Raw genomic sequence first — 14,871 nt, forward strand, 5'->3', positions numbered from 1 at the left:
ATGAGTAAAACTGTTCTTCTTACAGCCGGCGGCACCGGCGGCCATTTGTTTCCTGCGCAAGCGCTTGCCTCCGAGCTGATCCGGCGGGGCTGGACCGTGGAGTTGGCTACCGATGAACGGGCCGACAAATATGGAACCGAATTTCCGGCCAGAAAAGTCCACATTATTTCGTCAGCGACCATTCGCGGCCGCAACCCGATTGCACTCGCCAAGACCGCTCTGAAATTGCTGTTCGGAACTCTGCAGGCGCGTAAGGTTATCAAGGATTTGAAGCCGGATGTGATCATCGGCTTTGGTGGTTATCCGACCTTTCCGCCAATGTATGCCGCGCGTCTCACAGGAACTCCATCGATCCTGCATGAAGCCAATGCGGTGATGGGCCGGGCCAACAAACTTGTGGCCAAAGGCGTGTCGGCGATTGCGACCAGTGTGCCAATCGAAGGCCTGCCGGAAGATCTGTCCTCCAAACTGATAGAGACCGGAAATCCGGTGCGCGATGCGGTGATTGCTGCGTCGGAACTCAGCTACACGCCACCGCGTGAGGGTGGCGAACTGAATCTGTTGGTCTTTGGTGGATCACAGGGCGCGCGTTTTTTTTCGGACCTCGTACCACCAGCGCTTGAGAAACTGCCGGAAGATATTCGGGCTCGTCTGCGCCTTGTCCAGCAATGCCGTCCGGAAGACATGGATAGGGTCCAAAAAGCGCTCAACGATCTTGGGGTGAAAGCCGAATGTGCCTCGTTTTTTCAGGATCTGCCGCAGCGCATCGCGCAGTCTCATTTGGTGGTCTGCCGGTCAGGCGCGTCATCAGTGAGTGAACTGAGTGTTCTTGGGCGGCCATCCATCCTGGTGCCACTCCCCGGCGCAATCGATCAAGATCAGGCGGCAAACGCCAAGGTCTTGGAAAAAGCTGGTGGCGCTTGGCCGATCCGGCAGGTCGATTTCAATTCGGACCGGCTCGCCAAGGAAATCATGAGATTTATGGAGAACCCCGGCATGCTCGCCGAGGCCGCTGCGAACGCCAGGCGCGTCGCAAAACCAGACGCCGTTGAACGGCTGGCGGACCTTCTTGAGAAAGTTGCCGAGAACAAGGGAGAACGGTCATGAAAATGCCGCGCGACATTGGACCGGTCCATTTTGTTGGGATCGGTGGCATCGGCATGAGCGGGATTGCCGAAGTTCTGAAAACCCTCGGTTATCAGGTTCAAGGCTCGGACATGGCCGAGAATGCAAACGTGCAGCGCCTGCGCTCAAACGGCATTCCGGTTACAGTTGGGCACGCTGCCGAAAACCTCGGTGAAGCGGAAGTGCTAGTCGTGTCGTCCGCGATCAAGAAGGATAATCCGGAGCTGATTGCAGCGCGGGAAAAACTGATCCCTGTGGTGCGCCGGGCGGAAATGCTGGCCGAGTTGATGCGCTTCAAACAGGCGATTGCCGTTGGTGGTACGCACGGCAAAACGACGACCACATCCATGGTGGCCGCACTGTTGGATGCCGGAAACCTGGATCCGACCGTGATCAACGGCGGCATCATCAATGCGTATGGCACCAACGCCCGCATGGGTGAGGGCGACTGGATGGTCGTGGAGGCTGATGAGAGCGACGGTACCTTCGTCAAGCTTCCGGCGGACGTTGCCATCGTCACCAACATCGACCCGGAACATCTGGATCATTACGGCGATTTTTCTGGCGTTCAGAAAGCCTTTCGGCAATTTGTCGAGAACGTACCGTTCTACGGTTTTGCCGTGATGTGCCTCGACCATCCGGAAGTTCAGACGATGATCGGCAGCATCGAAGACCGGCGTGTCGTGACCTACGGCACCAACCCTCAGGCCGATGTGCGTTTTACCGACGTCTCCATGGATGGTGGCAAGTCGGTTTTTTCGGTGACCATCCGCGACCGGCGCACCGGGGAAGAGACAGAGCTCAATCAGCTCGTTCTCCCGATGCCTGGTCTTCACAATGTCTCCAATGCAACGGCCGCCATTGCAGTTGCCTCGCAGCTGGGCGTATCGGCTGAAAACATCGAAAAAGGCATTGCGTCCTTTGGCGGGGTAAAGCGCCGCTTTACTTTCACTGGCGATGCCGGTGGCGTGCAGGTCTTTGATGATTATGGCCACCACCCGGTGGAAATCAAAGCTGTGCTGCATGCGGCACGGGAATCCACCAGCGGAAAGGTGATCGCGGTCATGCAGCCGCACCGCTATACTCGCCTTCACAGCCTGTTTGACGACTTTTCCAACTGTTTCAACGATGCCGATGCGGTCGTTATCACGCCCGTCTATGAGGCTGGTGAACAGCCCATTGAAGGCGCGCTGCATACAGATCTTGTCTCTGGCCTGAAAACACGCGGGCACCGGCTTGTGCATGCTGTTGATGGCCCGGAGGAAATACCGGTGCTGGTCAACGAACTGGCTGAACCCGGTGACTTTGTCATCTGCCTTGGCGCGGGTAACATCACCCAGTGGGCTTATGCGCTTCCGGAGCAGCTTGAAGCTTTACAAGCGGGGGGCGCATGAATTTCCCGGACCTACTGGCGGAATATCCAGAACTTGCGGACGGTATCCGCGGCAAGCTTACCCCCAATCAGCCTCTCTCGGCGGTAACCTGGTTCCGCACTGGTGGCCCCGCGCAGTTGATGTTCCAGCCAGCTGATGAAGATGATTTGGCAGCATTTTTGAAAAAGCTGTCGAAAGACATTCCGGTTCTGCCGGTCGGTCTTGGCTCCAATCTTCTGATCCGCGATGGTGGGCTGAAGGGTGTTGTCGTCCGGTTGAGCGCCAAGGGATTTGGCCAGATCGAGGACCTTGGCGGCAACCGATTGCGGGCCGGGGCGGCTGTGCCGGACAAGCGGCTGGCAGAAGCGGCAGCAAAGGCCGGGTTGGGTGGTTTTGCCTTTTACACCGGCATTCCGGGTGGTCTCGGTGGGGCTTTGCGCATGAACGCCGGTGCCCATGGCACGGAAACTTGCGAGCGTTTGGTTGAACTGACGGCCATCGACCGGGATGGCAACCGTCATGTGCTCACCAATGCCGATATGGGTTACAGTTACCGGCATTCGGACGCCAGTAAGGACCTGATCTTTACCTCTGCTGTTTTTGAAGGGGTGCCTCAGGACGAAGCGGCGATCCGTGCGGAGATGGCCGCTGTTGTCGAGCACCGGGAAAAGGCGCAGCCGATCCGGGAAAAAACTGGCGGTTCGACCTTTAAAAACCCGGAAGGCAACTCGGCCTGGAAAGTCGTTGATGCAGCCGGATGCCGCGGACTTATGGTCGGCGGAGCGCAAATGTCCGAAATGCACTGCAATTTCATGATCAATACCGGGGACGCCACAGGCCACGATCTGGAACTGCTTGGCGAAACCGTGCGTGCCAAAGCGATTGAGACCACAGGCATCCGCCTGGAGTGGGAAATCAAACGTCTTGGCGAATTTGGCCCGCAGGGCGCCATCGAACCGTTTTTGGGGCAAGCGTAAACGGGCCTTTGTGCCCGTATTTTGCCCAAAGTTTCCAGTAGTTGAGTTTTCCGGCCAGCTTCAAGTGCTGTTGGCGTGGCCGGGCTTTTGTATAATTGGGAGATTTCATCCATGAGCCAAAAACACGTCGCCGTTCTGATGGGCGGTTGGGTCAATGAGAGACCGGTGAGCCTGGCAAGTGGCAATGGCTGCGCCGACGCGCTTGAAGAGGCCGGATACAAAATCACCCGAGTTGATGTCGACCGGAACGTTTCCGCTGTTTTGAAGGATTTGAAGCCGGATGTGGCCTTTAATGCACTTCATGGACCGTTCGGCGAAGATGGCTGCGTTCAGGGAATATTAGAGTTTCTTAACATTCCCTATACGCATTCCGGTGTGATGGCATCTGCCCTTGCGATGAACAAAATCAAAGCAAAAGCGGTTATGGCGGCAGCTGGAATCCCGGTGACCGAACATAAGGTCGTCAACCGTCATGACATTGGCCGTGAACACCCGATGGAGCCGCCTTATGTGCTCAAACCTATCAATGAGGGATCCAGCTTCGGGGTTCTGATTGTCAAGGAAGATCAACAGTTTCCGCCCCAGGAGCTGCATCGCGATGATTGGCCGTACCCCGATGTCCTGATGTGTGAAAAGTTCATTCGGGGGCGCGAATTGACCTGTGCGGTGATGGAAGATAGGGCCCTTGGAGTCATCGACATCGTTCCGCTAGGGCATGAGTACTACGATTTCGATGCAAAATATGCAGAAGGTGGTTCAAAACACATTCTTCCTGCAAAAATTTCACCACTTGTTTACCAAACAGCGGAGACACTAGCGGTTAAGGCGCATCAGGCTTTGGGTTGCCGAGGGGTGTCCCGGGCCGATTTCCGATTCGACGAGCGCGAAGACGGAAGCGGGGATCTGATTTGCCTTGAAGTGAACACGCAACCAGGCATGACGCCGACCTCCCTTGTGCCGGAAATGGCCGCCTACAAGGGAATGAGCTTCAAGGACCTGGTAAGTTGGATGGTTGAGGACGCGAGTTGCTGTCGTTAGGTCGCAAACAGAAACGGGATGCTTTTGAGCCGCTGGAAGCCGAATTGGCTCCGCGCGGCCGAGGTGTTCCGCGTTTGCACCGTCAACCTGTTTGGCGGGCCGCAGGGCGGCTGGCCGATCTGCCGAACTGGGCCGGGTCTGCAGCTGCTTTAGGTTTCTTAACCTTAACGATTTCCTACGGAATAGTCATAGGCGGACATGGACGCGTCGTCAGCGATGCGCTGTTGTCAGCAGCCGGCTTCGGGATCGAGGCCGTCAAACTCTCCGGGCAGCGGGAAATCAACGAATTCCAGATTCTCGAAGCGCTCGAAATCTATGACGGGTCTTCACTGATCTTGTTTGATGCCGATGGCGCGCGAGAACGCCTGAATGAGATGGCGTGGGTCAAGAACGCATCGGTGATGAAGTTCTATCCAAATACGCTGCAGATCCGTTTGGAAGAAAAGATCCCGTATGTGCTGTGGCAGCGCGGGGATCTGGTGTCGATTGTAAATGAAGCCGGTGACGTCATCACCGACGAGGTCGATGGCCGCTATGCCAACCTGCTGCTTGTGGTCAATCATGGCGCGCAGCGCCGGGCCGCAGAAATCAACGGTGCCCTCCAGACCGTTCCAGAACTCCGCCCGCGGGTGCGCGCGGCCTTTTTGATCAGCGACCGCCGCTGGGATTTGAAACTTGAAAATGGGATTTCCGTCCGCTTGCCGGAAGAGAATATGGAAGCCGCATTGGCTGAATTGGTGAGAATGGACGAAGAAAGCGGTCTGCTGGCCCGGGATATCAAGGCAATCGACATGCGCTTGGCGGACCGTGTTACCGTCCGGTTAACGGATGATGCGGCCGAGCAGCGTAAGGTGATGACTGGCGGACGTGGCCGGTCGGGCAACGGAGGGCAGGACACATGAGCCGCTCCGATCAGCCGCTTTACCTTCCGAAAATGCGCCCACTACCGAGCCGCCGCTCGGTGGTTATGTCTGTTTTGGACGTAGGGTCGACCAAAATCTGCTGCCTGATCGCCAAGCTTATCCCGCAGGACGAAAACGACATTCTCTCCAGCCGGTCCCACAAGGTGGAAGTGCTGGGTTATGGTTATCAGCGCTCGCGCGGCATTAAATCCGGTGTTGTCGTTGACATGGATGCTGCAGAGCATGCGATCCGCTTGGCTGTTGATAGCGCGGAGCGTATGGCGGGTGTCACTGTTGAAAGCCTGATTACCAATGTCAGCTGCGGCCGTCTACAAAGCGAGATTTACAGCGCCAGTGTGCCGCTATCAGGCGAAAGCGTCTGCGAAGCCGATATTCAGCGGGTATTGTCAGCCGGCTCCAGCCATTCAGTTACTGAAGGGCGGGCAGTCACGCATGCATTGCCGATCTCCTATACACTTGACGGCAGCCGTGGCATCCGCGATCCGCGTGGCATGATGGGCCATAAACTCGGTGTTGATATGCAAGTCGTGACCGCGGAAGTGCCGCCGGTCCGGAACATGGAACACTGCATCAACCGCGGCCATTTGCATGTCGAAACCATGGTTGCGACGCCGTTCGCAAGCGGTCTGTCCACGATTGTGGATGATGAAGCTGAACTCGGCGTAGCCTGCATTGACATGGGTGGTGGCACCACAACGCTGTCGGTCTTTGTCGAAGGCCATATGGTGCATCTCGATGCCATAGCTGTCGGCGGCAATCATGTCACGATGGACATCGCGCGGGCGTTTGCAACACGTCTGCAGGATGCCGAACGGCTGAAAACACTTTACGGCTCGCCGCTGGCCTCCAGCTCCGACGATCGGGACATGCTGACTGTTCCGCCGCTGGAGAGTGACAGCGATTTGCCAAATCAAATCCCGCGCTCGGCGTTGACCCGGGTCATCCGGCCGCGCGTGGAAGAAATCCTAGAACTTGTGAGAGATCGGCTGACGGCGTCCGGATTTGCCGGGCGCGTCGGAAAGCAGATCGTCCTGACGGGGGGTGCCAGTCAGCTCACAGGTCTTGGAGAGGTTGCGCGCCATATCCTTGGCCGCAACGTCCGTCTTGGCCGGCCTCTAGGCGTCGCCGGTCTTCCCGAGGCTGCAAAGGGTCCGGCATTCGCCGCGGCCGTTGGCCTCCTGATTTATCCGCAAGTCGCCCAGATTGAGCAGTTCGAGCACAAGAGCAGCAGATCGGGGTGGGGCGGACAATCTGGCTATTTGGCCCGTATGGGCCAGTGGATCAGGGAAAGCTTCTGAGCACATGACAGACGACAAGAGCCTAGAGTTGGAACTGCCAGGGATGGCAAACGAAATTAGGGAAGAAGAGGGTTCTCCCGTATCGGGGGCGCCCGCGGGTCGCGAGGATAACATGACCATTAACCTGAAGATGCCCGACATTCAGGAGCTGAAGCCCCGCATTACGGTCTTCGGCGTCGGCGGCGCGGGCGGAAACGCCGTCAATAACATGATCACAGCTGGCCTCCAGGGCTGCGACTTTGTCGTTGCCAATACGGATGCCCAGGCACTGGCGATGAACCAGTCCGACCGGCTCGTCCAGATGGGCGTGGCGGTGACGGAAGGTCTCGGCGCCGGATCTCAGCCAGAAGTTGGCGGGGCAGCGGCCGAAGAAGTGATCGACGAGATCAATGATCACCTGTCCGGTTCTCACATGGTGTTTATCACCGCCGGTATGGGTGGCGGCACCGGCACTGGTGCAGCGCCCGTCATTGCCCGCGCCGCGCGCGAACAAGGCATTTTGACAGTTGGTGTTGTCACCAAGCCGTTCCAGTTCGAAGGTGCGCGCCGGATGCGCATCGCGGACAGCGGCATCGAAGAGCTGCAGCAAAGCGTTGATACGCTGATTGTGATCCCGAACCAAAACCTGTTCCGGATCGCCAACGCGCAGACAACCTTTGCCGATGCCTTCGCCATGGCCGACCAGGTGCTTTATTCCGGCGTTGCCTGCATCACTGACCTGATGGTCAAAGAAGGTCTCATCAATCTCGACTTTGCCGACGTCCGCTCTGTGATGCGCGGTATGGGCAAAGCAATGATGGGCACTGGTGAAGCTTCTGGCGAAAAACGTGCTCAGCAGGCTGCTGAAGCAGCCATCGCCAACCCGCTGCTGGATGAATCCTCCATGAAAGGGGCGAAAGGTCTGTTGATCTCCATCACTGGCGGCAACGACTTGACCCTCTTTGAAGTGGATGAAGCAGCAACGCGGATCCGCGAAGAAGTGGATGCGGATGCCAACATCATTCTCGGTGCGACCTTTGATGAGACGCTGGATGGTATTATCCGCGTGTCTGTTGTTGCCACTGGCATCGACCGTGAGGAGGGCCAAATGGCCGGGACATTTCCCGCCACCGCTGCACCCTCTCTGATGTCAGACGCTTTTGTTGCTCCGCGCAAGCCGGAAATCCAGACTAAGCCATCTTTGGCTGCCGCAGCGCCAAAACTTCAGGATGCTGCTGCAAAAGCCGTTGCCAACCTGGAAAAGGAACTGGCAATTCCGGAGCCACAGCCGGTTGCCGTTGCCAGTGACCCGGATGTTGAGATCAAGAAGGTTCAGCCAGCCAGCACCCCGGTAGCTGAAACCACTTCCATGATCGATCTGGAAAATGACACGCCGGCACCGGTTGTCGATGAAGCGCCGATGGCGCAGCCATACATTCCGCCGGCAGCTGAAGAGCACGCACCGGCACCGCGCATGCCGCGGGTGGAAGATTTCCCGCCGATTGCTCAGCGTGAGATCATGGCGAACACGGCTCCGTCCCCCGAAAGCGCACCGGTTGCTCAGCCGGAAGCTGTAGCAGTTCAGACTGCTGAGATGGCTGATGAGCTTGAGGGTGATGATGAGCGCCGCCCAATGGGTCTGCTGCGCCGTTTGGCCAGTGGTCTTGGCCGGCGTGAAGATGAAGAGGAGCATCATGAAGAGGCTCCTGCCCAGGATGTGCGTCCGGCTGCGCAAATGCGTGCGGCTCCACGGGCCCCACAAGCGCGCATGCAAAACGATGGTGCTGCAGGGCAACTGGATGCCACTGGACGTGCCGCCCCGGCACCTGTGAGCCAGCCTGAAGACGATCAGTTGGAAATCCCGGCGTTCTTGCGCCGTCAGGCCAACTGATCCTATTTGCGGTCTTCTTCCCTGATCGCAGCGGCCCGAAGTTACAACTTCGGGCCGTTTTGGCATTGCCAACTTAAATGGTCATAAAAATCAAATGTTTGCTGGCCTGTGGATCGTTACAAACCGTAATAAAGCTTTATTTCGCCCCACCGTGAAATAGGACTATGTTCCCCGCAGCTGGTGATCGTTAAAAGTCCGTAACTTTGCATCTGCAAATGACAGACTATTCCGACACCAAACCGGAAGGGTAGGGGATTATGACCGCATATGTAGACCGACAGACAACGCTCGCCGACCAGGTGACGCTGACAGGTATCGGTGTTCATTCCGGTAAACCCGCCTCAATTACGTTGCTACCGGCCGAAGCTTGCGTGGGGATTGTGTTCTCCCGCACCGACAGCGATGATTCACATGAGGTTCCGGCCCTTTGGGACAAGGTTTCTGCAACAGCGCTTTGTACCGTTCTTGGTGATCCGTCCAAGGACGGAATTTCAACTGTAGAGCACCTGATGGCTGCGCTTTTCGGTATGGGGATCGACAATGTGATTGTCGAGATCGATGGTCCGGAAATGCCGATCATGGATGGCTCCAGCCATGCGTTTGTTGAAGCAATTGAGCAAGTCGGCCTGAAGAAACTCGATCGCGGCCGCCGTTATCTAAAAGTCAAAAAGACTGTTCGTGTCGACAATGGCAGCGCTTGGTGTGAGCTGCACCCTTACGACGGCACGAAATTTGATATCACCATCGACTTCGATACCCCTGCCATCGGCCGCCAGGAATTTGTCTCGGACATGACACCGGACGTATTCCGCACTGAGCTGTGCCGTGCGCGGACATTTGGTAATGTCAAAGATGTCGAGCAACTCTGGAAAATGGGTTTTGCTCTGGGGTCATCCTTGGAAAACTCTGTCGCGATTTCCGAAGATAAAGTTCTCAATCCGGAAGGCACTCGCTGGCCGGATGAATTTGCCCGACACAAAGCGTTGGACGCTGTCGGCGATTTGGCCCTGGCCGGTCTACCGATCTTGGGGCTCTATCGCTCCTTCAAGGGCGGCCATAAAATGAACCACTCCATCCTGGTCAAATTGTTTGAAGATCCGTCTTCTTTTGAAATTGTCGAATCCCCTGCATTCCGCCAGGTAGGTCAGGTCGACAATGGTGGACTGGCAGCAGCTGCTGTGTTCGGCCCGGATGTTTCCTGAGTATTGACCTCGGACATAGGGGCGCATCAATCAACTAAATACAGCCGTTCCCCGCAATTCCTGTGCCTTGCCACAAAAAAGCTCAAAAAATCCGGCAGATCGCGTCTAGAAAAGCGTGACTGGGGCGGGTTGTTTCCGCTAAACACTCGTGTTGTTCGATTAAGGAAATTCCGCCTTTTGTAAGCGCGGTGTGGAATTGGGCTGACAGTGCAGCCCGGGAGATAGGGTGTGAACGGAAGACATTACGGCTTTGCAGCGTGGGCAATTCCACATCTCAAGAGCATTTTCGCCCTTGCAGTTCTTGCAACGCCTTTGGCTTTGTCGGCATGCAGTGGCAAAGAAGAACTGGATGAGCTTGCGCTCAATGACACGCCGGCGGAAGTTCTGTTCAACGAGGGCCTCGCCTTGCGCGCTCAAGGCAAGTTCAGGGATTCCACGACCAAATTCGAAGAGCTCGACAAGCTTTATCCGTATTCGGAGTATTCTAAGAAGTCGCTGGTGAACCTCGCCTATCTGAATTACACGCGTGGCAAATACACCGAAACGGTGACGACGGCGAACCGGTTTGTGACGCTTTATCCTGGCGATGAAGATTCGGCCTATATGCTCTATCTCGTTGGGCAGAGTTATTACCACCAGATGCCGGACATCACCCGCGATCAAGCCACTACGGAACGTGCAGCGTCCGCGTTTAGCGAATTGATCCAGCGTTTTCCGGAATCTGAGTATGTGCCTGACGCGGAGCGCAAGCTTCTCATCGTGCAAGATCAGCTTGGCGGCAAGGAAATGCAAGTCGGCCGGTTTTACTTGAAGAAGCGAAATTACGTGGCTGGCATCAACCGGTTCAAGACCGTGGTGACCAGCTATCAGACGACGCGCCATGTTGAAGAAGCCCTGTTCCGTCTCACCGAAGCCTATTATGCGCTCGGTGTGATCAGCGAAGCGCAAACAGCGGCAGCTGTCCTCGGCCATAACTTTCCAGATACACAATGGTACAAGGATGCCTATTCGCTTCTGAACAAGGGCGGATATTCACCGTCTGAAGACAGTGGCAGCTGGATTAGCCGCGCATTCAAGGGTATCAAGCTTTAGAACGACTCAGCCTGGCATGTGTATGACTTGCTGGGCCGTGCCGAACTCTAAGGAGCATCCCGTCTATGCTGGTCACGCTGTCTATCCGTGACATTGTTCTTATTGATCGTCTGGATCTGGATTTCGCATCCGGCATGTCTGTATTAACAGGCGAGACCGGGGCCGGAAAATCTATCCTTTTGGATTCCTTGTCTTTGGCACTTGGCGCCCGAGGCGACGCCGATCTGGTGCGCCACGGCGAGCCCCAAGGTCAGGTAACTGCGCTTTTCGATGTTGAGCCGGGCCATCCGGTGCGCGCGTTCCTGAAAGACAATGACGTTGATGACGACGGCGATGTCATTTTGCGCCGGATTCAAACAGCCGATGGCCGGACGCGCGCTTTCATCAACGATCAACCAGTCAGCGCCGGTCTCATGCGCCAGGCAGGTGCGTTGCTTGTGGAAATTCATGGCCAGCATGACGATCGCGCTCTTGTAGATCCTGATAGCCACCGGGCGCTCATCGATGTGTTTGGCGGGTTGAGTTCGGATGTTGCGTCCGTTGCGAAGGCTTACCAGACGTTCCGGTCGTCCGAAAAAGCAGTTTCAGACCATGAAGCGCGGATTGAGGCTGCGCGGAACGAGGCGGATTATCTTCGCGCTTCCGTTGATGAATTGACGCAGCTGAAGCCTGAGACCGGGGAAGAAGAGCAGCTTGCGGCCCGGCGCACCGACATGATGGCTGTCGAAAAGATTGCTGGTGATTTGAGCGAAGCGTATGAGACGCTGAATGGCTCTGCGTCACCAATTCCAGAACTTGCCAGTCTTCTAAGGCGTCTTGAGCGCAAAACGGATCAGGTTCCCAATCTGCTTGGCCAACCGGTGCAGCATCTGGCCGCAGCTTTGGATCAGCTGGAAGAAAGCCGGTCCGGGCTTGAAAGCGCTCTTCGGGAAACCGAGTTCGATCCGCGGGAGTTGGAAGCGGTAGAAGAACGGCTTTTCGCGCTTAGGGCAGCATCGCGCAAATACTCGCTGCCTGTTGATGAGCTCGCCGCGCTCGCAGACCGCATGGCGACGGACCTGGCTGATCTGGATGCCGGGGAAGACAAGCTCGCAGCTTTAATCAGCGCAGCCGAACAGGCGCGTGCTGACTATGATCAAAGGGCTGCGAAACTGTCTGACAAGCGCCGCAAGGCTGCAACACGCCTGGAAAAGGCGGTCGAGGCCGAGCTCCCTGATCTGAAACTGGAACGGGCCAAGTTTATCGTCGAAATGACGAGTGCCCCAGAACAGCGCAGCCGATCCGGCATTGATCAGCTTGAATTCCATGTTCAGACCAACCCGGGCACCAAGCCGGGCCCGATGATGAAGGTGGCCTCGGGTGGCGAACTCTCCCGGTTTTTGTTGGCACTGAAGGTGTGCCTGGCCGACAAAGGCTCGGCGCCAACGCTGGTTTTTGACGAAATCGACACGGGCGTCGGTGGTGCCGTTGCTGAGGCGATTGGTCTGCGCCTGGCGCGTCTGGCTGCCAATGTTCAGGTGCTGACTGTAACGCATGCGCCTCAGGTTGCGGCCCGCGCTGGCGGTCACTTCCTGATTGCTAAAGAAGCGACGGATCCGGAGCGTGTTGCAACCCGCGTAAAACAGATCTCTGAAGATCACCGCAGTGAAGAAATCGCCCGTATGCTGGCTGGCAGCGTGATCACAGAGGAAGCCCGTGCCGCCGCCCGCAAATTGCTGACTGTTTAGCCGGATTTCGATGATGAGCAATCAAAACCCTGAGAGTAGCCCGTCCTCAGATATCTCCGTAGCTGATCTGTCGCCGGAGACCGCCAAAGCGGAACTGGAGCGGTTGGCGGCAGAAATTGCGGACCACGACCGGCGCTACCACCAGGAAGATGCTCCGTCGATTTCGGACGCAGAGTATGACGCCCTGCGCCGCCGGAACCTAGAGATTGAAACCCGGTTCCCGGATCTGGTTTTGGCTGAGGGGCCGTCTGCGCAAGTCGGTGCTGCGCCTGCTTCCGGATTTGGCAAGATCGCTCACCGTGTGCCGATGTTGTCGCTGGACAATGCTTTCAACGATGACGATGTGCGCGATTTTGTCGGCCGGGTGCGCCGCTTCCTGAAATTCGATCCGCTAATGGGCGCATTGGCCGTCACTGCTGAGCCGAAGATCGACGGACTGTCCTTATCGCTCCGCTATGAAGGCGGAAAGCTCGTTTATGCCGCCACGCGCGGCGATGGTGCGACAGGTGAAAACGTCACCGCCAACGCAAAAACAATCAAGGATATCCCGCAAACCCTTCAAGGCACGGTTCCGGACGTCGTCGAGGTCCGGGGTGAGGTCTATATGGCCCATCGGGACTTTCAGGCGCTCAACGCGCGTATGGAGGCCAATGGCGGCAAGGTGTTCGCCAATCCGCGCAATGCGGCCGCCGGCTCGCTTCGTCAGCTCAAGTCTGAGATCACCGCGTCCCGGCCTCTGAAGTTTTTTGCCTATGCCTGGGGGGAGATGAGTGAGCTTCCCAAGGATACCCAGGACGGCATGGTCGACCAGTTGGCCGACTGGGGGTTTCAGATCAACCCGCTGATGAAACGCTGCGAGACGGTCGAAGACTTGCTCGCCGTCTATCACGGCATTGAGGAAAGCCGGGCGCAGCTAGACTATGACATCGATGGGGTCGTCTACAAGGTTGACCGGCTGGACCTGCAGGAGCGGCTCGGGTTCGTCTCGCGCTCTCCCCGTTGGGCGATTGCGCATAAATTTCCGGCCGAGCAAGCCTGGACTGTTCTCAACGACATTGAAATTCAGGTCGGCCGCACCGGAGCCTTAACACCGGTGGCCAAGCTGGAGCCGATCACGGTCGGTGGGGTGGTTGTTTCCAACGCGACGCTGCACAACGAAGACTACATCAAGGGCATTGGCCAGGACGGCGAGCCGATCCGCGGGGGCAAGGACCTGCGCCCTGGCGATACGGTCAAGATCCAACGAGCCGGCGATGTTATTCCGCAGATTGTTGACGTTGATCTCGACAAACGGTCTGCGGATGCGGAAGCCTATGCGTTTCCGGTCCGCTGCCCGATCTGCAACAGCCATGCTGTGCGCGAAGAAAACGAAAAAACGGGCCGTAAGGATGCCATACGCCGCTGTACCGGCGGCCTGATCTGCCCGGCGCAGGCAACTGAAAAGCTCAAGCACTTTGTCTCCCGAAATGCGTTCGACATCGAAGGCTTTGGCGACAAGCAGGTTGATGCATTTTATCAAGATGACCTGGTCAAAACGCCGGCAGAGATTTTCACGCTTGAAGCGCGGGACAAACAGTCCCTGACCAAACTGCGCAACCGGGAAGGCTGGGGCGCGGTTTCGGCGAAGAACTTATTTGAAGCGATCAATGCCCGGCGGGAGATTGATCTCAACCGCTTTATCTTCGCTCTCGGCATCCGTCACGTGGGGGAGGGTAATGCCAAGCTGCTGGCACGCGCCTATGGCTCTTGGGAGACCTTCGCGGCGGCCATGGAAGCAGCTGGCGAACAAACTGGAGAGGCTTGGACAGATCTCAATGATATTGACGGCATCGGCCATATCGTTGCTGAGGCGTTGGTCGAGTTCTTTGCCGAAAGCCACAATCGGGAACAGCTTGCTGCGCTTCTGGAAGAGGTCACTCCGAAGGAGGCCGAAAAGATCGAGGCCTCTGGGTCACCGGTGGCTGGCAAGACTGTCGTCTTCACTGGTTCACTGGAACGGATGACCCGGGATGAGGCCAAGGCCATGGCCGAGCGGTTTGGTGCCAAAGTTTCTGGATCCGTGTCGAAAAAAACGGATCTGGTCGTGGCTGGTCCGGGGGCCGGGTCGAAACTGAAAAAGGCCCAAGATCTAAACGTCGATGTCATTTCAGAAGATGGCTGGTTCGATCTGGTTGGGGCCAACTAGACTAGGTTATTCTGCAAGGACGGGTGCCATCATGGCCTGAAACTGACCGTATCGGGGCTGG

Annotated in this window: 11 protein-coding genes; all 11 read left to right on the forward strand. The window is 57.0% G+C overall.

Annotation, left to right across the window (positions count from 1 at the left end):
• Window positions 1–1,107 (forward strand): undecaprenyldiphospho-muramoylpentapeptide beta-N-acetylglucosaminyltransferase, encoded by a 1,107-nt coding sequence (gene murG / locus ACOOFE_RS07190; RefSeq protein ID WP_420414325.1) that lies wholly within the window; start codon window positions 1–3, stop codon window positions 1,105–1,107.
• Window positions 1,104–2,519 (forward strand): UDP-N-acetylmuramate--L-alanine ligase, encoded by a 1,416-nt coding sequence (gene murC, locus ACOOFE_RS07195; protein WP_420414326.1) that lies wholly within the window; start codon window positions 1,104–1,106, stop codon window positions 2,517–2,519. The genes murG and murC overlap by 4 nt, the downstream gene beginning before the upstream one ends.
• Complete coding sequence (gene murB, locus ACOOFE_RS07200; protein WP_420414327.1) at window positions 2,516–3,475, forward strand: UDP-N-acetylmuramate dehydrogenase; 960 nt, start codon at window positions 2,516–2,518, stop codon at window positions 3,473–3,475. The genes murC and murB overlap by 4 nt, the downstream gene beginning before the upstream one ends.
• A gap of 111 nt (window positions 3,476–3,586) precedes the next feature.
• Window positions 3,587–4,513 carry a D-alanine--D-alanine ligase gene (locus ACOOFE_RS07205; RefSeq protein WP_420414328.1) on the forward strand — a complete coding sequence of 309 codons (927 nt, stop codon included), beginning with the start codon at window positions 3,587–3,589 and terminating at the stop codon, window positions 4,511–4,513.
• Window positions 4,501–5,415, forward strand: coding sequence for a cell division protein FtsQ/DivIB (locus ACOOFE_RS07210; protein ID WP_420414329.1), 915 nt, complete (start codon window positions 4,501–4,503; stop codon window positions 5,413–5,415). The genes ACOOFE_RS07205 and ACOOFE_RS07210 overlap by 13 nt, the downstream gene beginning before the upstream one ends.
• Complete coding sequence (gene ftsA / locus ACOOFE_RS07215; RefSeq protein ID WP_420414330.1) at window positions 5,412–6,734, forward strand: cell division protein FtsA; 1,323 nt, start codon at window positions 5,412–5,414, stop codon at window positions 6,732–6,734. Before ACOOFE_RS07210 ends, ftsA begins: the two co-directional genes overlap by 4 nt.
• A gap of 112 nt (window positions 6,735–6,846) precedes the next feature.
• Window positions 6,847–8,604 carry a cell division protein FtsZ gene (gene ftsZ / locus ACOOFE_RS07220; protein WP_420414331.1) on the forward strand — a complete coding sequence of 586 codons (1,758 nt, stop codon included), beginning with the start codon at window positions 6,847–6,849 and terminating at the stop codon, window positions 8,602–8,604.
• Between the two features lie 257 nt (window positions 8,605–8,861).
• Window positions 8,862–9,806 (forward strand): UDP-3-O-acyl-N-acetylglucosamine deacetylase, encoded by a 945-nt coding sequence (gene lpxC / locus ACOOFE_RS07225; protein ID WP_420414332.1) that lies wholly within the window; start codon window positions 8,862–8,864, stop codon window positions 9,804–9,806.
• A gap of 228 nt (window positions 9,807–10,034) precedes the next feature.
• Window positions 10,035–10,898, forward strand: coding sequence for an outer membrane protein assembly factor BamD (locus tag ACOOFE_RS07230; protein WP_420414333.1), 864 nt, complete (start codon window positions 10,035–10,037; stop codon window positions 10,896–10,898).
• A 65-nt stretch (window positions 10,899–10,963) separates the two neighbouring features.
• Window positions 10,964–12,625 carry a DNA repair protein RecN gene (gene recN, locus ACOOFE_RS07235; protein ID WP_420414334.1) on the forward strand — a complete coding sequence of 554 codons (1,662 nt, stop codon included), beginning with the start codon at window positions 10,964–10,966 and terminating at the stop codon, window positions 12,623–12,625.
• 13 nt (window positions 12,626–12,638) lie between these two features.
• Entirely contained in the window at window positions 12,639–14,810 is a 2,172-nt protein-coding gene (gene ligA / locus ACOOFE_RS07240; protein ID WP_420414335.1) for an NAD-dependent DNA ligase LigA, read from the forward strand.
• The last annotated feature ends 61 nt before the right edge of the window (window positions 14,811–14,871 follow it).

It is taken from the genome of Roseibium sp. (assembly GCF_965216085.1).
Classification (GTDB): Bacteria; Pseudomonadota; Alphaproteobacteria; order Rhizobiales; family Stappiaceae; genus Roseibium.